The sequence below is a fragment of the Micromonospora sp. NBC_01739 genome (assembly GCF_035920385.1).
GTDB lineage: Bacteria > Actinomycetota > Actinomycetes > Mycobacteriales > Micromonosporaceae > Micromonospora.
Window position 1 is genome coordinate 2,433,683 of sequence record NZ_CP109151.1, and the last position, 20,477, is coordinate 2,454,159.

The window sequence follows — 20,477 nt, forward strand, 5'->3', positions numbered from 1 at the left end:
GGCGCTCGCCGCGTGGCGCAAGGCCGCGGCGCATGTCGACCGGCATGAACTCGCTGCGGCGCAACGGGTGTTGCGCCCATGGGTGGACCGCGAGGATCTCCGCCCCGGGGTCCGGGCTCGACTCCTGCTGGACTGGTACTGGCTGTCGGCCGCCCGTGGCCGGCGGGCGGAAGCCGCCGCCGGCTACCAGACGGTGATCGAGCTGGCTGCCGCCGAGGACCTGGGGGAGCTGCGGTCCGAGGCCTTGCTGGAGGCGGGCATCCTGGCCCGCAACGACGGGCGGCTCCCCGACGCCGAAGAACTGCTGGTGCGGGCCGGTGAGGTAGCGGTCCAGCAGGAGGACTGGCTGCGGGCCGGACAGGTCCTGGCACAGCGCGCCGCCGTCGCCCACCAGGGCTACCAGTTCCTGCCCGCCCGGGAACGGCTGGCCGAACTCGCCGAGGTGCTGGGGCGGTGTCCACCCTCGGACCGCACCGACCAGCTCCGGGCCGACCTCTGTCATCGGGTGGCCGTGTCGGCCCGCATCGCCCGGGACTTCGACCTGGCTCGGGAGTCGCTGGTCGAGGCCCGGGACCGGTACGCCGCCCTGGGCCGCCGGGTCGGGGCGGCAAACGCCGAACGCGAGCTGGGCGCGGTACTGGACCAGGTGGGTGACACCACGGGCGCCCGCCAGGCGTACGAGCGGGCGTTCGTCCAGTACCTGCGGGCCGGCCGGCCCCTGGGCGCGGCGCACGCCGCTCGTCGGCTGGGGCAGATGCGGCTGCTCGACGTGCCGGAGGACCCCGACGCGGCCGGCTACGCCCGCCGCCGGTTCGAGCAGGCGCTCCGGCTCGGCGACGGGGAGCCGGGCAACCGCCTGGGCTGCGAGTTCTTCCTGGCCCGGCTGGACCGGTTGACCGGCGACCTCGACGCGGCCGAGGCCCGGCTGGCGGCGCTGCCCTACGACGACTTCCCTAATCCCCGGGACCTGTCTCAGGTCGCCCTGGAGTGGGCCATGGTGTCCCTCGACCGTGGTGACCGGGCATCGGCCATCGACCTGCTCAACCAGGCGGTGCTGCCGCTGGATGCCGACCGGGACCCGAGTGCGGCCTCGATCGCGCACTACCACCTCGCGTACCAGCTCATCCTCGACGACCAGGTGGAGGCTGCCCGGGACCACTCGGTCATCGCGTTCACCCTCGCCGAGAAGGCCGGCCGTCGGTTGGCCGCCCCGGACGACCGGGAGAACTTCTACCAGGATCAGCGGCAGACCTACATCCTGGCCATGCACTGCGCCGCCCGTGCCGGCGACGGCCGGACGGCCTTCGCGGTGGCGACCGCGGCCCGCGCCGAGGCGGTGTCCGCCTTCGTGCAGACCGGCGCCCGCCTCAGCGAGGACCTGCGGGAACTCGTCGACGCCATCGTGCTGGCCGGGGACTCCCCCGAGCTGCCCGAGCTGTACCGGCGGCTGGATCGGGCGGCCACCGCGGAGCTTCGGCGGGCGGTCACCCCACAACCGGCCGGCCTGGCGGAGACCGTGGCCGCGCTGCCGCCCGGCGGACACGCCCTCATCCTCGACGTGCTGGAGGACGAGACCACCATCTGCAACCGGGTCTGGTTGCCACCCGACGGCACCCCCCGGGTGGACGAGGTACGCCTCAGCGACGAGCTGCGGGCCTGGCTGGACCGCTACCACGCGGCCGAGCCCGGCACGGCCGCCGTCGCCCAGGAGGCCGAGCTGGCCGCGCTGGGAGAGGCGATCATCCCGCCCGGATTGGCGCAGGTGCTAGCCGCGGGCGGGCAACCACCGCTGGTCGTGTCGACCGGTGGGCTCCTGGGCCCGGTGCCGGTGGCCGCGGTCCGGGTCGGCTCGCGCTACCTGGCGGAACTGGCCCGCATCGTCGTGGTTCCGGCCATCACCCTGTGGACCTCCCTGCGGGCCCGGCCCACCCGGACCGGCGTGAGTTTCCGCGCCTACCTGGACCCGGATCTGCCCGGCACCCAGCGGGAAGAGACCCTGCTGAAGGAGGCCTTCCCGCAGGCGCAACTCCTGTGCCGCAGAGACGTCCGTCCGACCCTGGCCGAGGCGGACGGCCTGGGCGGGATGCTGCTCAGCGTGCACGGCACCGCCACCAGCGGCCTCGGCCAGGCGCTGCTGCTGGCACCGGACGACCCGCTGACGGCGGCGGAGTTGCTCACCTGTCGACTGCCGGAGGCGGTGCTGATGCCGGCCTGCTGGGCCGCCCGGCTCGATCTGCGCGGGGCGCAGGAACCCTTCGGCCTGCCCATCGCGGCGCTGCTGGCCGGTGCCCGGTGGGTGCTGGCCGGCACGGTGGAGGTCTCCGGAACGAGGACGGCCACCCTGCTGGGCGCGGTCTACCGGCGGCTGGCGGCCGGACTGGCCCCGGTGGACGCCCTGCGTGGGGCGCAACTGGACTACCTTCGCCGCTACCCCAACGCACCGGTGGCGCTGTGGGCGGGCCTGACCATCGTCGGTGACGGCTTCACCCCGGCGACCTTAGAGGCGGCGGAGCCGCTCGATGCGGGGCCCGGATGCTCGGGCTCCTAGGATGCGCGTGCTCGCTCACCGTGCTCAGTCCTCGACTCCCAATGGGGCGGCTGTGCCCGGGGGTCAAAAGTCCTGGAACCGCTCCGGGTTCAGCCAATCCGTGCCCTCGGTCTGGACGGCGTAGCCGAGACGTCGCAGCAGTTGGGCCACCTGGTGATGGCCCCGGCTGCTGGTGCCGTCCAGGTGAACGGAGTACCGGCCGTGGAGTTCCGCCGGTAGGTCCGCCTGGCCGAGCCGCACCAGGATCGTGCGGTCGGGCTGCAACGCGAGGGCCATGCCGGCGAGCACGTCCGGCGACCCGCCCGGACCGGGGGTGAACAGCACCAGGGCGGCGGTGTCGTCGGCGAAGGCCTGCCGGAGCACGGTGCTGCGTTCGGGGGCTAGGCTGCCGGTCCGCTCGACCAGATCGCCGCACTCCAGCGGACGCAAGCCGAGAGCGCCGAGAAACTCGAAGACCTTGCCGGCGGTTTCGGTGTCGCCGTGGATGACCAGCAGGTCCCGTTTCGGCTCCTCCCCCGGTGTCTGCGGTAGTTCCGGGGGAGTCCGCCGCGCCGGGGGTGGCACCGAGCCGCCGAGCCACAACCAGGCCGGTTTGTCGTACGACTTGACCCGTACCCGTTGTGGGATGAAGTGAGCGGCGTTCAGGCCGGGATGACCCTCACCGACGACATCGGCGTGCAGACGGTCCGAGATCAGGGCCAACAGGTCCGCGTCGGGATGGTCCGTGACGGCCTGACGCAGGACCTCGCTGTCGAGCAGCCGACCGGTCTCGATGATGGTGGCGCCGATGAACCCGACGGCCCCGGACGAGAAGGGCCCGACGGCCGCCGACAGACGCAGCCGGATCCGATCCTCCGGATGCGCGGCGTTGTCGGCCGCCACCCGCCCGTGCCAGCCGTAGAGCAGCTTCGGCAAGGCCAGATGGGGCTGGACGTACGCGGGAAGCACGACCATCATCCCGTCACCGGCGTCCTGATGATCCGTGTCGTGCAGGTCCAGATCGAGGTCCTTCAGGACCCGCTCCACGATCCCGGCCAACCGCCGCTGCACCTCGTCCTGTCGTGGCCAGCTGCGGCCGGAGTACGAGACCACGTCGACCCCGAAACTCATCCGCTGTTGCACCGTGGCCGGCGGCGTGGGCCGTGCGGTCGCGGGCGGTGCTGTCGCGGGTGGTTCGGGTGCGGGTGGTTCGACGACGGCCGAGCGGACGGGTGCCGACCTGGTCACGGGTGGCAGCAGTTGCCGGGTCCGCTGCGCCCGTACCCGGATCTGCTCCAGGAAGTAGCCGTCGTCGGCCAGCCACTGCGCCAACGCCGGCGCCAAGGCCCGATCAGTGGGTAGTGGCTCCGGCAGGGCCGTGGTCATGTTCGCGCGGGCGATGTCGACACTGCGCTGCATGCTGTTCAGGGCCTGCAGGGCGCCGATCACCGCGGCCTCGTCGGCGGCCAGTCCGTCCGCCTCGTCGCCGAGGGAGCCGCCGCCGGCCAGCAGTTCGGTGATCCGGTCCAGCCGGGCGGCGGTGCGGTCCCGGAGCCGGGTCAGTTGGCTGCCGTCCCCCCGGACCCGGGCCGCGTACCGCAGCTTGGCGGCATGCATCAGATAGCGGCCCAGCGGCGGCAGGAGCACGTCCCCGGAGCTCCAGGTGAACCGGCTGAGCCGGTCGTCCTCGTCGGGCCGGCCGAGCACGACCAGCCGTCGCAGCGGGTGGCCGCCGCCCGGGGTCACCTCCCAGAGGGTGAAGTGGTCGAGGGTCGTCTCCCTGGTCCACCACCGCTCACCGTCGTCGTCCTGCTCCGGCACCGCCGCACGGACCTCGGCCTGCGCCGGGTCGGCCGACTTGGCCTGGTAGATGGTGGCGCCGCCGAGCAGGGCGCTGAGACCGCCTGCGGTCAGCGCGGACCACCACCGGCTGTATTCGATCCACCCGGGCGCGACGGCGGCGCCGAGCCGATTCCGCCGCACCGGTGGGGCCAACGGGGTGGCCATCACCAGCGAGATGTTCAGCACGTCGTGCTCTCGACGCGCGATCACCTGGAAGTCGACGGCCGGGTCCTGAAGCCCGGCCAGGGCCCCCTCCGGCAGATCCGTGTCGACCGGCAGGTCCGCGGGCAGCGAGGTGCCCTCGATCGTACGGGTCATGCCCAGTTCGGTGCGGCAGGCTTGCCACAGCAGCGCCACCTGGTGCCGTGCCAGCTCGGCATCCGGCCCGGTGAGTGGCGCGAACAGGTGCGCGACGAGTTCCTGCTCAACGATCGGGTCGGTCACCACGGCCGGCTTCCGTTCGCGACCCGTCCTGCTGCTTGCCGCTCTGGCGGTCCTGTTCCGCGGTCAGCGAGTGCACGAGGGTGTTGCGGCGTTCGAGCAGCGGCTCCGGGATGCCTCTCGTCTCGGTCTGTCCGATCCGATTCGCCCGTACCGGTCCGCTCAGCTCCAGCTCGATCAGGACCTCACGCGCCTGGTCGACCTCACCGGTGTCCAGGGTCGCGCTCAGCCGACTGAGCAGGGATCCGATGTGTTCCCACCGCTCGGGTATCAGCTCCCACAGGACGATGTCCTGCAACAAGTACAGCGCGTCACCGACGGTTTCGGCGTCCCAACGCTCGCGGGGTCCCATGGCCATTCACCATAGCCACTTCGCGTGCTGCGCGCGTGACCCGATCCGCTGACATCTTCGCGTCTCATGATCGGAATCTGGCAGCACCCGGCATGGGATACATGCCGGGTTGCGAGGGATGCCTTATCGCTGCTTTCCACCACGCGGCTTCCTACCACGGGTACCGCGCCAGGTCGCGAACAGCGAGGTTCCAACAGCAGTGACCGCGGCGAGCGCGGCCGGCCCGGCAGCGAGATAGATGGCGCCGCAGGCGAGCAGGATGACGACAAGTGCGAACAGTTCAATCAGCTTGGTGTTCATACGAGTACTACAGCCGGTTTCCCAGCCGTTTCCTGCATCCGGCGAACGGTCCCGGCGGGACTCGAAATCGGCTCACGTACTCATCGTTCGGCGTCTTTCGCCTACCTTCGACCTCGTACAATGGGGACGCTGTCGAAGAATCTCGGAGGGCTGCCGATGGCACGGGACGAGCCCGCCGAAGAGTCGAGCGGTCAGACATACGAAGGGGAGCTTGCCCGCTTCGCCGCCGACCTCACGGCGCTGCGCATCGAGCAGGGCAAGCCGTCGCTGCGGGAGATTGCCCGCCACGCCCCCGCCGGTCGGGCCCTGTCGGAATCGGGTGTGAGCGAGGCGCTGAGCGGTCGGCGGTTGCCCAGCATCGATTTTCTGATAGCGCTGGTCAAGACGCTGCTGACGCTGGGCAATCCCCAACGCCGGCCCCCGGCCGACGACGATCCGCGTCTCGAGCACTGGCGGCAGCGCTGGACCGCGCTCCAGCGGCTCCAGGTGAACGAGCGGCGCCACCGTCTGACGACCAGCGCGACGGCGGTCGAGGAGCGCCCTCCCGTACGACGGGGCACCACGGCGGGGGCACCCGGGAAGCCCTTGCGCTGCTTCGTGGCGATGCCTGGTGAGACCATGGGTGCTTCGGCGGCGTGGAGCGATGTCACCGAGATCCGCGAACAACTGCTGGAGCCGGTTGCCCGGCTCATCGGTGAACAGACCGGCCGCGAGGTCACCCTCGTCATCGAGAAGGAGAAGACGACCTCCGGGGTCATCCATCGGTCGATGTTCGGCGAGGCACGCGATGCGGAGATCTACATCGCCGACCTGACCGGCGCGAATCCCAATGTGTATCTGGAGCTGGGGGTCCGCTGGGCGACCCGCGACAACGTGACGATCGTCATCTGTCAGGATCTTGCCGAGGTCCGGTTCAATCCCCTCATCGTGCGGATCATCGAGTACGGCAGGAATCGCATCGCCGAATCCGTACGCCGGATCACTCAGGCCGCCCTCGACGGCCTTGAGCACACGGAGTTCGTCGACAGTCCCGTGCGCGACATGGCGCCGGCGGTCGTGATGTCACTCGAGGACCTGAACGCGATGCGGCAGGAGCATGCCGACATGGCCGCCGCGCTGGAACATCTGCGCCGGCAGTTGGGGGAAGATCTCGTTCTCGCGGCCCGCAACGCCTCCGATTCCCGGCGTAGGGTGCTGCTGCTGGAGAAGGCTGTCGAACAGAATCCGGCGAGCTGGCAGGCCCATTTCGAGCTGGGCTTGATCTTCCGCCGGGAAGGGAAGAACGCGGAGGCGGTCCAGACCCTGCGGATCGCCACCGAACTGCGTCCGGACCATGCCCCGGCCTGGCGCGAGCTGGGCACCGCTCTCGGCAAGATGTCCGGCTCGATGATCGAGGCGACAGCGGCGTTCGAGCGGGCGCTGGCCCTCGACGACAGCGATGCCGAGACCTGGGCCACCCAGGGCGGCCTGCTCCGCCGTCTGGCGCGGACCACCACACCGGGCGCCCTGGACGAATCCCTGCTCGACCGGGCTCTCACCTGTTACCGGCGCGCCGCTGAGCTGGCACCGAATCAGCTGTACCCCCTCATGAATGCGGCTCGTATCGAGCTGCTGCTGGCCGGATGCCGACGGACGAACACCGCGCCCGTGCGTGCCAAGATCGAAAATATCGAGTACCTGGCCCGCTTCGCTGTGAACAGCAGTGGCCAGGAGCCATGGGCAGCGTTCGACCTCGCAGACATCCTGCTGCTGACCGGCCGTACGGAGGAAGGGCTGAAGATGCTGCGCGTCGCGGCCGACCTCTGTCCCCCGGAGCAGCGCACCGCCATCCTCATAACGGCAGCCGAGCCGATGAACGACCTGTTGACGGTCGCTGCCGCCCTTGAGCCCGGGGTCTCGGCCGCCCTCCGAGAGGCGATCGAACTCTGCAAGACCCTTGCGTTCCGGCACTGAGTCACCCCGCTGCCGGCGCGGCGGCGACAACCCGGCCGCCACCGGCACGGGTGCGACGGACCGACCCGGCCGCCGGCCTCGATTTCGAAAGAAGACCTGATGACTGATGTGTTCGACCTCGCCGCCCTGGTGACCGCCCGGCTGGACGCCGTCAACGGCCGCAGCCGCGAGGAGATCGGCCTGCGCATCCTCAAGGTCACCGAAGAAGCCGGCGAGGTCGCCTCGGCGTGGATCGGCACCATCGGCCAGAACCCCCGCAAAGGCATCACCCACACCACCGACGAGGTGGCCGCCGAACTGGCCGACGTGGTGCTCACCGCCCTGGTCGCCATCACCAGCCTCGGCCACGACCCACGCCAGATCGTCACCACCTGCATCGACAAGGCCACCGCTCGCCTCGACACCTACCGGACGCAACCGCCCGAGTGAGTACCCTCCGCGCTACCGGTACCGGACCGGCACTGTTCTTCGCGGCGGTCCCGGATCCGGAGGTGGGCAAGAACCGGCTGCACATATGCCTTGAGCCCTCGGGGCGAGGATGAGGTCGGACGCATCCTCGCGCTCGACGCGACCACGGTGCACGACCGCCGCAAGCCCGACGGCCGCGGCTGGGCCGTGCTGGCCGACCCGGACGGCAACGAGTTCCGTGTGCTGCGCAGGCGCCGCGGAGCGTGCCGCCGGCCAGAACGACCAGCAGGCAGCTCCAGATCCTGCCTGAGCTCGCCACCCAGGATTGACGGCATCAGCGGGATAGCGGGCGGGGTCCCGCGCGTCTGTGGTGGGGAATGAGGCGTACCGGACGGAGCACAGCTGTTGGACGACGAGGCTAGAGCCAGGTTCGGCGAGTTCGCGCAGAACCGGACCGCCGCCCTGATCAGGGCGGCCTACCTGCTCACCGGCGACCAGCATGCCGCCGAGGATCTGGTGCAGTCGGCGTTGGCCAAGACGTACGCAAAATGGCCGACGATCCGGCACGAGGATCCCGAGGGGTACGTGCGCGCGGTGATGTACCGCGAGCGGGTCAGCTGGTGGCGACGCCGGGGACGGCTACGGGAGACGCTGGTCGGCTCGCCGGTCGAGCGGGAACAACCGGACGACAGCGGTCATGCCGACCTGCGGTTGACCATGCGGGCAGCCCTGCTGCGCCTTCCCGTGGCGCAACGCGCGGTGCTGGTCCTGCGGTACTACGAGGACCTGCCCGAGCAACAGGTGGCCGAGGTGCTCGGCTGCTCGGTCGGGACGGTCCGCAGCCGGACCCACCGGGCAGTCGGTCGGCTGCGTGAGGTACTGCCCGGTACCGAACTCATGCTGGAGCTGAAGCGATGAACACCTCGTTCGACGACCTCATCCGATCCACCCTTACCGATCTTGCTGAGGAGGCAGTCCCGATGAATCTGACAGATTCCGCCGTCGCTCGGGCGCGTAGGCGTCGTACCCTCACCGTCTCGGTGGGGGTGGCGGGCGCCGTCGCCACCCTCATGGTCGGCACGCCGCTGGCCCTGGCGGTGACCCGGGACGGCCCGCCGCCGTCCGTACCCGCCGACCGATCGCCGGCGGACCTCCCCAGCCCAGTCCCGATCAGCCCGGACCCGTCCCCGCCGGCCGGCTTCCCCAGCCCGGTCCCGTCCCCGCCAGTGGACCTGCCCAGCCCGGTCCCGGTCAGTCCTCACCCCTCTCCGCCGCCGGGCCTGGCCAGCCCGGTCCCGATCAGCCCTTTCCCCTTCCCGTCAACGAATCCGCCGGGTCCCGGCACGGGTTCCTGACTCCGTCTGGGAGCTACGCGGATGGGGTCCAGGTCTGATAGGGCCAGGAGCCATTGGTGACGGCCCGGTGCACCATGCCCGGTGCCTGGGCGGTGACCTCGCGGACGAGCCTTGCGGCAAGCCCGAGCATCTCTTCCGGGCGCTGCGGCATGGCCATCAGCAGCGGCCCCACGATGGCCAGGTGTTCGACGGCGATCTGCCAGTTCTGCCGCTCGATTGCCAGACGGGCGATGAGCAGCAGCGTGTTCGCGTACTCCCAGACCGCGTGCTGGTCGCCTGACCTGGCCAGTTCACGGCGGATGGCGCAGGCGCGTTCGGCCAAGGGTGTCGCGCTCGCGGGCTCTCGGCGTTCGAGGAGCGCGGCGGCGAGGTTGTGCAGGGCCACGCCGAGCAGTCGGCGCAGCCGTGGGTTGTCCGCGTCCGCGCAGCGGTCGACGACCTCGGACCACAGCATGACGGCGTCCTGAGGGCGTCCGGCGGCATCCGCGACCGTGGCAGCGTCGATCATGTGGGTGATCGCGTCGATCAGGGTGTCCTGTGCCGGCAGGCTCTCGTGTCGTCGGACGGCGACGACTACGGACAGCCAGGCGAGGTCCCAGGCGTCGTCGCTGTGACCGATCTGGTGTCGGAGCATCGCGCGCTGGTAGAGGGCTGCGGCCCAGAGACGTCGGGCGTCACTGCGGGTCGGCTCCGATGTCGTCCCGTCGTACAGGCTCAACTCGTCGGCGAGTTCGGCCAGGACGCGGTCGGCTTCGGCTGGTCGTTCCTCATAGGACAGCGAGATTCCGTGGTCGAGTCTGGCGGCGTAGTCGGTGATCGCCGACAGGTCGGCGGGCGGATGGTTGCCGGTTGCGGGGTGGGTCACCCGCGACTCCGCTGCCAGCCGGGCCGCGAATCCGCCGGCGATGATGTCGGTAGGTGGGGGTTGGGCCAGCAGATCCAGGTAGGAGCCGCGCAGCCGCCATGCGCCGGGGCCGGGGATCACCAGCATTTCCGGTACGGCTTGGGGCAGCTGCGCCAGCGACGCCTCAATCTGCGTGAGTCGCTTCTGCGCTCCCGAGCCCTGAAACATCTGAACCAGGGAGTACTGCTCGGTCAGTGCCACCCGCATCAGGTCCGGCCGCCCCAGGGTGTCGGCTACCCGCGCGAAGATTTCGAGGGCGTCCATCAGGTCGATCAGGGCGGCCGCGTCCCCGGTGTCGCGGGCCAGGCCACGCTGGAGGTCGACCAGCTCGGCGGCCAACGGTCCCAGGACGCCAGGGTCCGCCTCACCTCGCATGGTGACCAGCCCGGTCAGTGCCGCAGTCCGGGCACGGCGCGCGTCGAGGCTGTCGGTGGGCCGGGGGTCGACCAGCCGCCATACTCCTTCGATGATGTCGCGCCCGCGATCGGCCAGCCCGGTGGCGGCCAGGATCTGACCCGCCTGCACGGTACGGATCACGGCGTCGGCATAGTGCTCCGGATCGGCGAGCAGATCACCGGCGAGGGCTAGGAGTTCCTCGGCCTGCTCCCGAAGTTCGGCGACGTCACCGCCGTCGGCGAGCCGTTCCAGCGAGAGGTTGAGAGTCGCGCGGCCGAGGGCGTGCAGCAGACGCCCCGGATCGCCGAGACGACGGGCTGCGGCAACGGCCCGCTCGACGGCCGTACGGGTGTCCGGGCCGAGACCGACTCGCGCGGTCATCTCGTCGGCGGCGGTGAGCAGACGATCGACCTCGGCGGGGGTACTCATCACGGTCGGAATCTGCACTCGTGCGCCAGTGAGGTAGCACCTAGTGGGGGCATGTCGCACTTCTACCAGGAGCATGCGACAAGATGAACAAGACCGATGCGGTCTCGCGGATGCCATGAAGTTCCGCGAATACGTCGCCATAGCCATATTCGGCGCGAAGGCAGACTGATCCGGTCCTTGCAGGGCACCGGGAGTGGAGCGCGGCAGTGGCATGATGCCCGTCATGGACTGGGGACCTGCCAAGCGGCGACGACTCAGAGGCCTCACCCTGGTTTCGCTGTCCATAGCGATCATGCTCTATGCGGTCGGGCTACTGCTGAAGGCGTTTGCCAGCGGCGATGATGACGAGGTGGCACGCCTGCCGGGTACGCCAACATAGTCGCGCTCGTACTGGCTCCGCCTGATGGGAGAGGGCCGGGAGTTCGTGTGGTGGAAACTCCACTCGGCGGTGTCGGTGCTTGAACCAGGGCGCCTGTTGGCCATTTCAGGAGGACTGTTCGGAGGCTGGATCGGCTCGATGGTGACGCTGCCGCCTGATGCGGGGTGGCGCAGGATCATCGTGGTGGCTGCGTTCGCCTTCGTCGGTCTGGCCGGAGCCGGTGGTGTCAGCGCCGTGCTGTTGGCGGCTCTGTACCGCTGGCTCAGCGCTCCGGCGCCCGTCGAACGGACGGCCAGTCCGATTTCGGTCCTACGGCAGGACCGGTTCGCAGCGCTGCTGGCGTTGCCGCCGCACCTGTTGGTGGGCGGGATAGCGGGAATGTACCTCGATGTCGATCTGAGTCAGATACAGATGGAACAGGCGGTGAACGTCGTCGCCGTCGTGATCGGTATTGCCGTCGGAGCCGCGGCATGGATCGGCTACACCCTGACTTCCACCGCGTGGGGCTGGTTCTGCCTGATTCATGTGCGGCTGGCATTGACCGGGGCGCTGCCCTGGCGGCTGATGCGCTTCCTTGCCAACGCTCATCGGCGGAGAGTGCTGCGCCAGACCGGGCCGGTGTACGAGTTTCGGCACAGCAGGCTCCAGGACTTTCTTCGTACGCACAATGATTGAGACTTGCCGGGCGGACGTCTCGCGATCGGCTGTCGGGGGGCGGCGGTAGCGTCATGCCGTGATCGACCATGGGTTTGTGTGCCAGGGCTGCGGACAGCGCCATGACGGGCTGGCCTTCTCCTACGGCGCGTCGGCACCGGTGTACTGGCGTGACGAGTACGACGGCGACGAGCGCAGCGTCCTGGAAGACGAGATCTGCGTCATCGACGCGCAGCACTACTTCGTCCGGGCACGGCTGGTCATTCCCGTCGTCGACGCCGACCAGGACTTCGACTGGGGTGTGTGGGTGTCGCTGAGCAGGGACAACTTTGGTCGCACCATGGACTTGTGGACGACGCCAGGCCGAGAGCAGGAGCCGGCGTACTTCGGCTGGTTGTCCACCGAACTTCCGGTCTACCCGGTGCAGACGCTGAATCTCAAGACTGAGGTGCACACCGAGCCGGTCGGCACCCGGCCGCATGTGGTGCTCGAACCGACTGATCATCCGCTGGCCGTGGAACAGCGCACCGGCATCACGGTGGCCCGGGTGCAGGAGATAGCCGAGTTGCTGCTGCATCAGTGACGCATTCGCCGTTGACGCGCGGGGGTCAGGCATGGATCGGATGGTGTGCGGCGCCCCCGGCGTCAGTAATGAGCGAGGATCTGGGTGACAGGGTGACCGAGAAGTGCGGCGACCTCGGCGAGCTCCTCGGCGTTGAGTTCGTACTGGGCACGAGTCGGGTTCATGGCGCTCACCTCGAATCGGGCGAACCCGACCGGCCAGTCGTAGCGTAGCGAGTCCGGGGAGACGTGCGCGCCGCAGCAGGGCACAGAGACCTTCGTGCCGGCGAGCCCTTCACCGTGCTCCTCGATCAGGTCGTGGAACCATTCCACGTCGAGGTCGCCGTCGCAGTTCGCGCAGGAGATCCGGGTGGTGTTCCCACCGGCGTCGATCAGGGTCACCTGGTCGTAGAACTCGTACTGGACTTCCTCGACGTCGTCCTCGGGGCCGGAGAAGAGCCGAGCCACGTACGCTGTCGCTGCCGCGGCGCACTCGGGCGTGGGCTGCCACTGCCGGTCGGTCGGGATCAAACGGATGTACCCGTCGCTCACGGTCCCCAGCATGCCCGACAGGGGTCACGCTTGATCAATCATTGCTCCGGCGGTCCGCTGGGCTGCTGAGCCGACGCGGCATGCGTCAAAGGCGAAGTGTTGCGTACAGTTCCTGGTCGGACTTGGGGTGGGCCGGGGTGGATCCGGCGCAGGAACGGATGAGACAGCGACAGCATGACGGCAGACATCACTACCGAAAACGGTCACAGCGGCATCGACCGCAGTCAGCTGGAGACCTGTCTCAGCGTATTTGCGGCCTTGGAGGATCTGCCTCCGGATCATCCCGATGTGATGCGGGTGCAACGTGCCACCGCGAAGCTCTACAAGATGATCAAGCAGCGGCGCCGTACGGAACGGCGGGACGCCATCCTTGCGGCCGACGAGGCGGTGACGGCCGCCACTGCCACCGGCGCTCCGGGGCGGATCGACGACGAGACGCAGGGCGTCCCGCTGGCCTCCCCCACCACCGGCACCACGGCCGGTGTCCTGCACAACCCGCGTGGCTGCTACATCTGCAAGCAGCGCTACCGCGAGGTGGATGCCTTCTACCACCAGCTCTGCCCGTCCTGCGCCGCGTTCAACCGGGAGCGCCGTAACGCGCGTACCGACCTGACCGGCCGGCGGGCGCTGCTCACCGGCGGCCGGGCGAAGATCGGCATGTACATCGCGCTGCGGCTGCTCCGCGACGGCGCGCACACCACGGTGACCACCCGGTTTCCGCACGACGCGGTCCGCCGGTTCACCGCGATGCCCGACAGCGCGGACTGGCTGCACCGCCTCCGGGTCGTCGGGATCGACCTGCGCGACCCGGCGCAGGTGATCGCCCTCGCCGACTCGGTCAGTGACCAGGGGCCACTCGACATTCTGATCAACAACGCGGCGCAGACCGTCCGCCGCTCTCCCGAGGCGTACGCCCAACTGGTCGCCGCGGAGGCCGCCGCCCTGCCGGACGGCCCACTGCCGGAGATGATCACCTTCGCCAAACCGGCCGGTAGCAGCGGAGTGGCCGGCGGTCTGGCCGCCGGGCCGCACGCGGCGATCACCCCGCAGGCGCTGACCGCGCTAGCGCTGACCAGCGGCTCCGCGTCGCCGGAACGGATCGCGGCAGCCACCGCCATCGACGCCGGCGGCCTGGTGCCGGACCTCGCTCCGGTCAACAGCTGGGTGCAGCGGGTGCACGAGGTGGACCCGGTCGAGTTGCTCGAAGTGCAACTGTGCAACGTGACCGCGCCATTCGTGCTGGTCAGCCGGCTGCGACCGGCGATGGCCGCCGCGACGGCCCGCCGCAAGTACGTGGTGAACGTGTCGGCGATGGAGGGTCAGTTCGCCCGCGGCTACAAGGGGCCGGGACACCCGCACACCAACATGGCCAAGGCCGCGCTGAACATGCTGACCCGCACCAGCGCCCAGGAGATGCTGACCGACGGCATCCTGATGACCAGTGTCGACACCGGCTGGATCACCGACGAGCGGCCCCACCCGACGAAGATGCGGCTCGCGGATGCCGGCTTCCACGCCCCGCTGGATCTGGTCGACGGCGCGGCCCGGGTCTACGACCCGATCGTCCGGGGCGAACAGGGCGAAGACCTGTACGGCTGCTTCCTCAAGGACTACGCACCCAGCCCCTGGTGATCAGCCCACCCACCCGCCGTGTCTTCCAGGTGGCCGCAGCCGGCGCTCCGGACTCTTTAACGCGCAACAATTTTGAATAGCTGCTTGTTACATTTTTACATCAGTGGCCGTTGATGGATGGTCCGAACTCATCGGCTAGCATATGCCCGTGATGGTCGCCCCTTTTCCCATTTCGGACGCGTGTCGCCGTCATGTTCCCAGTTGAGCTGCCCAGCGTCTGGGCCGGCCGGGAGAAGGAACTGGCGGCACTGCACACGGCCGTCGAGGCCACCCGTCAGGGCCAGGGGTCGGTGCTCTGGGTGGAGGGTGAGGCCGGCATCGGCAAGTCCACCCTGGTGGCCACCGGGCTCACCAGCGGCGGGCTGCGGCCCAACGAACTGCTGTGGGGCACCGCAGACCAGTTGTCCCACCGCTTTCCGCTGCGGGTGATGCTGGACTGCCTCCAGGTGCGACCGCGCTCGCCGGACCCCCGCCGGGCGCGGATCGCCGAATTCCTCCAGGACCACCGACCGGGGCTGTTCGCCGCGGACGACATCGCCTACACCGCCACAGAGATGCTCGTGTCACTGGTCGACGAGCTCTCCACCGACACTCCCACCGTGCTGGTCCTCGACGATCTGCAATGGGCGGACGAGGCGTCGCTGATGCTGTGGCACCGGCTCGCCCTGGCCGCGGAGGAACTTCCACTCCTACTGGTCAGCGCTACCCGTCCGGTGCCGGCCCGTCAGGACGTGCAGACCTTGCGGGCGGCGACGCTACGCCGGGGCGGCACCCTGCTTCCGGTCGGCGCGCTCGACGCGGACGACGTCCGTACGCTGGTCACCGGAATGCTCGGGGTGCCGCCGGGACCCGCGCTCGACCGCCTGCTCGGGCGGGCCATGGGCAATCCGCTGTACCTGCGTGAACTGCTCGACGCCCTGGCCCGGGAGCAGCCGGTCGGCGCCGCGCTGGCCGACGGCGAACTCTCCGACGACGCCTTCAAACGGGTTCCGGCCTCCTTCACGGCCGCGCTGAGCGACCGGCTCAGTGTGGTCTCGGTGCCGACCGCCCAGATGCTGCGCACGGCGTCACTGCTCGGCGGTGAGTTCGCGGTCACCGACCTTGCCGCGCTGCTGCGCCGTACGGCCAGCGACCTGGCAGAGGGCTTGCAGGACGCGGTCGCCGCCGGCATCGTCGTCGGGGTCGGCGACCAGCTCGCCTTCCGGCATCCGTTGATCCGTCAGGCCCTGTACGACAGTGTGCCGGCCGCGCTGCGGGCGGCGCTGCACTGCGAGGCGGCGAAGGCCCTGGTGTCCGCAGGCGCCGAACCGCTGCGGGTGGCCCAACAACTACTGGCGGCCGGCCGGCCGGGAGACGAGTGGACCCGTACCTGGCTGGTCGAGGCGGCGCCGGCACTGGCCGCGAGGGCTCCGGACATCGCGCTGGAACTCCTGCAGCGGGAACTGGAGGCGAGCCAACTCGACCGGACCGACCGGGTCGCGCTGACTGTCGAACTCGCCCGGGTACTGCTCGGCGTTGGGCGCCATCCGGAGGCCGCCGACCGGGCCCGGCAGGCGCTCGCCCTGGCGACCCAGCCGGAACACCAGGTCGAGATGTCCTCGATACTGGCCCGCACACTGTTCCACCAGGGCCGCAACGAGGAGGCCGTGGACGTGCTCCGAAGCGCGCTCGGCCGCCCGGACGTGCCGGCGGTGTGGCGGGCCCGCCTGCTGGCCTCACTGTCGATGTTCGAGCGGGCCAGCACCGGCGAGTTGGACACCGCCGACGGCACCGCGCGTCAGGCGCTGCGGGTGGGAGAGGAGGCCGGGGACGCGTTCGCCATCGCCTACGCGTTGACCGACCTGTGGCTGACGCACTCGATCCGGCGTGACCACGACGCCGCCCTCGGCTACGTCGACCGGGCGCTGATGGTGCTGGGCGACGCACCGGAACACACCGACCTGCGCACCTTCGCCTTCGACGGTCGGATTTTCAGCCTGCAGAACCTCGACCGGTGGCCGGAGGCCGAGGTGACGCTGCGCCGCGCCCGCGACCTCGGTCAGCGGGCCGCCGGATCCGGTCAGGGCGTCTCGCCGCTCACCGCGGCCGTGTTGCTGTACTGGCTCGGTCGGTGGGACGACGCCCTGGCTGAACTCGACACCGTCGACGGCGACACCACCGGCCTCACCTACTCCGGGCTCCGTGAGCGAGGACCGGCGTTGCTCTGGCACGGTGTCGCCGCGTTCATCGCCGGGCGCCGTGGCGACAACGGCACCGCGGCCGAGCACCTCCGGGCGGGTCTCGCGCTGCCCGTCCGGACCGTCGCCGACCGGGAGAACCGTGACTTCCTGCTCGCTGCCCGCGCGCTCGCGGCCGAGCAGGAGGGGGAGCCGGCGCGGGCGCTGTCGCTGCTGTCGGCACTCCTGGAACGCGCACCCGGCGAAATGACCCTGCTCCACCAGTGGATGCCCGAACTGGTGCGACTCGGGATGGCGGTGGACGACCGGGCGGCGGCGCGGGCGGCGTTGCAGGCCTGCCAGGCGGAGGCGGCGGCGGAGTCCCCGTCGGGTCGGGCCGCCGCGGCGGTGCGCCGGTGTCAGGGCCTGCTCGACGAGGATCCGGCGCCGCTGCGTGAGGCGGTCGCGTACTACCGATCGGTCGGGTCACCGGTGGAGTTGACCGGGACGCTGGAGGACCTGGCCGCGGTGCTCGCCGGGGGCGGCCAGCAGGCGGAGGCGAGGACGCTGCTGAGTGAGGCGGTCGATCGGTACGACGCCCTCGGTGCGCTCTGGGACATCCGTCGGGCCGAGGGACGACTACGGCGGGCCGGCGTCCGTCGGGGTGTCCGTGGCCCCCGGCCGGCCCGCGCCCAGCGCGGCTGGGAGGCGCTCACCCCGACCGAGACCCGGGTGGCCGTCCTGGTCGCCGAAGGAAGGTCCACGCCAGACATCGCCCGAAAGCTGTATCTCTCCCGGCGTACCGTGCAGACCCACATCTCGCATGTGCTGAGCAAGCTCGGCGTACGGAGTCGGGTGGAGATCGCCCGTGAGGCGTTGCACCGGAGGCCGTCTCCGGTCCTGGAGCCGGACGACCGGACACCACCGGCCGCTCGGGGGCCACGACGCACGGCTCCGCCGGGGACATCCGTCATCTGACGTGGAGTCGGTGCGCCGGACCTGCGGTCCCGGCCGGTCTCCTCAGGCCAGGGCACACTGCCGGGGGTCGGGATCCGGCTACCGCCGGGGCCGTAGCGGCTCACGTCAACTAGCCGATGTCCGTGGCGGTCCGCTGAGCCAGGCTGGGTCTACGCGAGAGCGACCGACGCCAGGACGGAGGACTCCGAGGATGGGGTATTCAATCCACCAGACGATCCGGAGCCGGGCGGCCGAACGGCCGGCACCGGAGGTCGGGCCGCTGTCCGGGTGCCCCGGTCCGTCGCTAGTGGTGCGCTGTTTCGGCGGGTTCCAGTTGACGATCCCCGGGCGGCAGTTGGACTGGACGAGGGTACGGCCGAAGGCCCGGGCCCTGCTGCGCTTTCTGGCCGCCCACGGGGGGAGGCCGGTGCACCGCGAGGTCATCCTGTCCGGGCTCTGGCCGGAGCTACCGGTGCGGTCCGGCATCCGCAGTCTGCACGTCGGGGTCTCCACGCTTCGGGCCTTCCTCGAACCCGGCGTGCGGCGCGGTGAGTCCACCTTTCTCCGGCGTGACGGCGAGTCCTACTGGCTGGCGCTGCCACCCGCGGCGCTCTGCGACGTACGTTCCTTCGAGGAGGCGGTCGCGGCCTGGCGCCGGAGGGTCGGTACGGGGCAGCGGTCCGCCGAGGCGGCTGCCCTGCGGGCGGCCCTCGCCCAGTACGCGGGCGACCTGCTGCCGGAGGATGGACCGGCCGAGTGGGTGGTGGCCGAACGCGACCGTTACCGCACGTCGGCGGCGGAGGCGGCGGCGACCCTCGCCGCGCTCGAACTGGAGGCGGGGCACCTAGCGACGGCGGTCGCGGCGGCACGGCGCGGACTGGAGATCGACGGATTCCGTGACGACGCCTGGCGGGTGCTGGCCGAGGCGCACCAGCGTGCCGGCGATGCGGCGGCGGCCGCGCGGACCCGCAGCGCGTACGGCCGGGTGTTGCGGACGCTCGGGGTGTCCGGACCGGCCTGGGCGGCGTGAGAACCGCCCTCAGCGTCAGGAGGAGCGGCGGAAGATCTCCACCTCGGCGATCGCGGTACGACGGTCGGCGGCACCACCGTAGCTGTGGCGGACGGTCAACCGGATCCGCATCACGTCCGGGAAGACCCGGCGGAAGGTCTGCGGACCTGCCTGGTCGGCAAGCCGCAACGTGGTGGTCTCCGACCCGCCCTGACCGTTCCAGACGGTCAGTTCCAGCTCCGCCGGTCGGGCCTGTCGAAGGAACACGTCGCGCTGGGCCGACACACCGGAATGGATGATCAGGTCGAGCAGCCGGAACGGCGTGTTGAAGGCCAGTTCCACGTACTCGCCGCTGCCCGGGCCGTTTGCCGCCGGTGCCCAGTAACTGTTGCTGAGTCCGTCCACGACCAACTCCGCGGGGTGGCTCCGCGCCTGGCTCGAACCCCGCACCGACACCGGACTCACCGGTTCCGGATCGGCGATCCGGTCACGTACCGCGTCGCTGGCCCGGGTGCCGAGCTGGACCACGCCGTAGCCGAGACCGGCCAGCAGGGCGGAGATGAGCAGCAGGGTGCCGATCCGGTGGACCACCCCCCAGCCGCCCGAGCGGGGCCGGACCAGCCACCGCACCCCACGGATCAGGGCCCGCCAGAGTCGACGCCACCACGAGACCGGGGCCGCCGGTCCGGGCCGGACGGAGTCGAGGGCCGCCCCGCACCGCCGGCAGAACCTCCGGCCCCGTGGGTTACCGGTCGCGCAGACCGGGCAGACGACATCGCCGGAACCCTCCTCCGGTTCGGGCGGACGTTGTCGCACCACGGGTCGGCGGGCCTGCGGCCGAGCCGGCTGGACCGCCTCCACGACCGAGCCGGCCAGCCGGTCCGGCGCGCTCCCGGTCTCCGGCACGGTTCCCGGGTCCGCCGTGATTCCCGCGTCCGCCGTGGTTCCCGTGTCCGTCGTGGTTCTCGCGTCCGTCGCCGGAGGCGACGTGCCCCCTGCCTGAGGCGGCGCATTCCCGGCCTGTTCCCATTCCAGGAATGATCCGCAGACCGCGCAGAACGCGCCGCCGGGTTCGGCCGGCGCGCACCGATCACAGCGTTCCATCGTCGTCACCCCCGGCCACCCGGCCGTCCTCGATGACCACCCGGACGTCGCACGGTACGTGCGCGGGCCGGTTGGCCTCCACCAGAGCCCGCAGCCGGGCCAGCGGAACCAGGTCGGGGTCGGCCACCCGCACGGTCACCGTCAGGGCGCACACCGGCGAACCCGGCAACGGCCCGCCCGGAGTCGAGGACCAGACCGTACCGCCGTTCTCGGTCACCTCCGGCAGCACCCCGAAGACCGTCCGTACCTGCTCGGCCAGGCCCCGAGCCGTGCCGCGTACCCGGTGCAGCGCCACCGCGCTGTCGACCGCCTCGCGACGCTGCCGCAGTGTCCACCCCGGCGCCGTCTCGGCCGCCACCCAGCCGGCGAGCCAGTCGACGAAGTCGGCCGGCGCCAGTTGGGGATCCAGATAGGCGGCGAGGTTGTCCAGCGTCGAGTGCACCGGAGCCAGCACCTCGTCGAAGGCGGCGAGCAGTCGTCCGGCCAGCTCGTCGCTGCCGTAGATCGCCGGCAGTCGGCTGCCGAACGGATGTGGTGTGCCGAGGCCCGGCACCGCGCCACGCATC

19 protein-coding genes are annotated in these 20,477 nt (G+C 70.7%); 12 read left to right on the plus strand and 7 right to left on the minus strand.

Features of this window, described 5'->3' with window-relative positions:
- Window positions 1-82 precede the first annotated feature (82 nt).
- Window positions 83-2,548 carry a CHAT domain-containing protein gene (locus OIE53_RS10775; protein ID WP_327026463.1) on the plus strand — a complete coding sequence of 822 codons (2,466 nt, stop codon included), beginning with the start codon at window positions 83-85 and terminating at the stop codon, window positions 2,546-2,548.
- A gap of 63 nt (window positions 2,549-2,611) precedes the next feature.
- Here the strand turns inward: OIE53_RS10775 and OIE53_RS10780 are convergent, their stop codons facing one another.
- The 3 genes from OIE53_RS10780 to OIE53_RS10790 all read right to left on the minus strand — a co-directional run bounded on the left by OIE53_RS10780 (window position 2,612) and on the right by OIE53_RS10790 (window position 5,462).
- The gene (locus OIE53_RS10780; RefSeq protein ID WP_327026464.1) at window positions 2,612-4,816 is read right to left on the minus strand and encodes a CATRA conflict system CASPASE/TPR repeat-associated protein; all 2,205 of its coding nucleotides are present in this window, start codon (window positions 4,814-4,816) and stop codon (window positions 2,612-2,614) included.
- Entirely contained in the window at window positions 4,794-5,162 is a 369-nt protein-coding gene (locus OIE53_RS10785) for a CATRA system-associated protein (RefSeq protein ID WP_327026465.1), read from the minus strand. The genes OIE53_RS10780 and OIE53_RS10785 overlap by 23 nt, the downstream gene beginning before the upstream one ends.
- 123 nt (window positions 5,163-5,285) lie before the next feature.
- Window positions 5,286-5,462 carry a hypothetical protein gene (locus OIE53_RS10790; protein ID WP_327026466.1) on the minus strand — a complete coding sequence of 59 codons (177 nt, stop codon included), beginning with the start codon at window positions 5,460-5,462 and terminating at the stop codon, window positions 5,286-5,288.
- Window positions 5,463-5,618: 156 nt separating this feature from the next.
- On the opposite strand from OIE53_RS10790, the gene OIE53_RS10795 reads away from it, so the two are divergent.
- The 5 genes from OIE53_RS10795 to OIE53_RS10815 all read left to right on the plus strand — a co-directional run bounded on the left by OIE53_RS10795 (window position 5,619) and on the right by OIE53_RS10815 (window position 9,178).
- On the plus strand, window positions 5,619-7,415 hold the full coding sequence (locus OIE53_RS10795; protein ID WP_327026467.1) for a tetratricopeptide repeat-containing protein: 1,797 nt from the start codon (window positions 5,619-5,621) through the stop codon (window positions 7,413-7,415).
- A gap of 99 nt (window positions 7,416-7,514) precedes the next feature.
- A complete protein-coding gene (locus OIE53_RS10800; RefSeq protein WP_327026468.1) occupies window positions 7,515-7,844 on the plus strand; it encodes a MazG-like family protein in 330 nt (109 codons plus the stop codon).
- A gap of 147 nt (window positions 7,845-7,991) precedes the next feature.
- Complete coding sequence (locus OIE53_RS10805) at window positions 7,992-8,204, plus strand: hypothetical protein (protein ID WP_327027152.1); 213 nt, start codon at window positions 7,992-7,994, stop codon at window positions 8,202-8,204.
- Between the two features lie 24 nt (window positions 8,205-8,228).
- Window positions 8,229-8,741: a SigE family RNA polymerase sigma factor gene (locus OIE53_RS10810; RefSeq protein WP_327026469.1), complete on the plus strand. Its 513-nt coding sequence runs from the start codon at window positions 8,229-8,231 to the stop codon at window positions 8,739-8,741.
- A gap of 62 nt (window positions 8,742-8,803) precedes the next feature.
- Window positions 8,804-9,178 (plus strand): hypothetical protein, encoded by a 375-nt coding sequence (locus OIE53_RS10815; RefSeq protein ID WP_327026470.1) that lies wholly within the window; start codon window positions 8,804-8,806, stop codon window positions 9,176-9,178.
- Between the two features lie 13 nt (window positions 9,179-9,191).
- On the opposite strand, the gene OIE53_RS10820 is transcribed toward OIE53_RS10815, so the two are convergent.
- Window positions 9,192-10,910, minus strand: a complete 1,719-nt coding sequence (locus tag OIE53_RS10820; protein ID WP_327026471.1) for a hypothetical protein — start codon at window positions 10,908-10,910, stop codon at window positions 9,192-9,194.
- Between the two features lie 220 nt (window positions 10,911-11,130).
- Here OIE53_RS10820 and OIE53_RS10825 point away from each other — a divergent pair, with 220 nt between their 5' ends.
- From OIE53_RS10825 to OIE53_RS10835, 3 genes are read left to right on the plus strand one after another with little or no spacing between them, the layout of a single operon-like run.
- Window positions 11,131-11,286 (plus strand): hypothetical protein, encoded by a 156-nt coding sequence (locus OIE53_RS10825; protein WP_327026472.1) that lies wholly within the window; start codon window positions 11,131-11,133, stop codon window positions 11,284-11,286.
- Between the two features lie 24 nt (window positions 11,287-11,310).
- A complete protein-coding gene (locus OIE53_RS10830) occupies window positions 11,311-11,961 on the plus strand; it encodes a hypothetical protein (RefSeq protein ID WP_327026473.1) in 651 nt (216 codons plus the stop codon).
- 58 nt (window positions 11,962-12,019) lie between these two features.
- Window positions 12,020-12,523 carry a DUF2199 domain-containing protein gene (locus OIE53_RS10835; RefSeq protein WP_327026474.1) on the plus strand — a complete coding sequence of 168 codons (504 nt, stop codon included), beginning with the start codon at window positions 12,020-12,022 and terminating at the stop codon, window positions 12,521-12,523.
- Window positions 12,524-12,585: 62 nt separating this feature from the next.
- On the opposite strand, the gene OIE53_RS10840 is transcribed toward OIE53_RS10835, so the two are convergent.
- Window positions 12,586-13,053, minus strand: a complete 468-nt coding sequence (locus tag OIE53_RS10840; protein WP_327026475.1) for a hypothetical protein — start codon at window positions 13,051-13,053, stop codon at window positions 12,586-12,588.
- A 174-nt stretch (window positions 13,054-13,227) separates the two neighbouring features.
- Between OIE53_RS10840 and OIE53_RS10845 the strand changes: the two genes are divergently transcribed.
- From OIE53_RS10845 to OIE53_RS10855, 3 genes are all read left to right on the plus strand, one after another.
- Window positions 13,228-14,685, plus strand: coding sequence for an SDR family NAD(P)-dependent oxidoreductase (locus tag OIE53_RS10845; protein WP_327026476.1), 1,458 nt, complete (start codon window positions 13,228-13,230; stop codon window positions 14,683-14,685).
- A gap of 191 nt (window positions 14,686-14,876) precedes the next feature.
- Entirely contained in the window at window positions 14,877-17,819 is a 2,943-nt protein-coding gene (locus tag OIE53_RS10850) for a helix-turn-helix transcriptional regulator (RefSeq protein ID WP_327026477.1), read from the plus strand.
- A 313-nt stretch (window positions 17,820-18,132) separates the two neighbouring features.
- Window positions 18,133-18,828: an AfsR/SARP family transcriptional regulator gene (locus tag OIE53_RS10855; RefSeq protein WP_327026478.1), complete on the plus strand. Its 696-nt coding sequence runs from the start codon at window positions 18,133-18,135 to the stop codon at window positions 18,826-18,828.
- Between the two features lie 15 nt (window positions 18,829-18,843).
- Here the strand turns inward: OIE53_RS10855 and OIE53_RS10860 are convergent, their stop codons facing one another.
- Both OIE53_RS10860 and OIE53_RS10865 read right to left on the minus strand, forming a co-directional pair.
- Window positions 18,844-19,713: an NADase-type glycan-binding domain-containing protein gene (locus tag OIE53_RS10860; RefSeq protein WP_327026479.1), complete on the minus strand. Its 870-nt coding sequence runs from the start codon at window positions 19,711-19,713 to the stop codon at window positions 18,844-18,846.
- A gap of 184 nt (window positions 19,714-19,897) precedes the next feature.
- The gene (locus tag OIE53_RS10865; protein WP_327026480.1) at window positions 19,898-20,476 is read right to left on the minus strand and encodes a phage tail protein; all 579 of its coding nucleotides are present in this window, start codon (window positions 20,474-20,476) and stop codon (window positions 19,898-19,900) included.
- Window position 20,477: the final 1 nt, after the last annotated feature.

What these genes read in the sequence shown, in the direction of transcription:
- OIE53_RS10785 (WP_327026465.1), bottom strand. Translation starts at nt 5,162, where the DNA reads ATGGGACCCCGCGAGCGTTGGGACGCCGAAACCGTCGGTGACGCGCTG.
- OIE53_RS10830 (WP_327026473.1), top strand. Translation starts at nt 11,311, where the DNA reads ATGGGAGAGGGCCGGGAGTTCGTGTGGTGGAAACTCCACTCGGCGGTG.
- OIE53_RS10790 (WP_327026466.1), bottom strand. Translation starts at nt 5,462, where the DNA reads ATGAACACCAAGCTGATTGAACTGTTCGCACTTGTCGTCATCCTGCTC.
- OIE53_RS10850 (WP_327026477.1), top strand. Translation starts at nt 14,877, where the DNA reads ATGTTCCCAGTTGAGCTGCCCAGCGTCTGGGCCGGCCGGGAGAAGGAA.
- OIE53_RS10845 (WP_327026476.1), top strand. Translation starts at nt 13,228, where the DNA reads ATGACGGCAGACATCACTACCGAAAACGGTCACAGCGGCATCGACCGC.
- OIE53_RS10815 (WP_327026470.1), top strand. Translation starts at nt 8,804, where the DNA reads ATGAATCTGACAGATTCCGCCGTCGCTCGGGCGCGTAGGCGTCGTACC.
- OIE53_RS10865 (WP_327026480.1), bottom strand. Translation starts at nt 20,476, where the DNA reads ATGCGTGGCGCGGTGCCGGGCCTCGGCACACCACATCCGTTCGGCAGC.
- OIE53_RS10800 (WP_327026468.1), top strand. Translation starts at nt 7,515, where the DNA reads ATGACTGATGTGTTCGACCTCGCCGCCCTGGTGACCGCCCGGCTGGAC.
- OIE53_RS10825 (WP_327026472.1), top strand. Translation starts at nt 11,131, where the DNA reads ATGGACTGGGGACCTGCCAAGCGGCGACGACTCAGAGGCCTCACCCTG.
- OIE53_RS10795 (WP_327026467.1), top strand. Translation starts at nt 5,619, where the DNA reads ATGGCACGGGACGAGCCCGCCGAAGAGTCGAGCGGTCAGACATACGAA.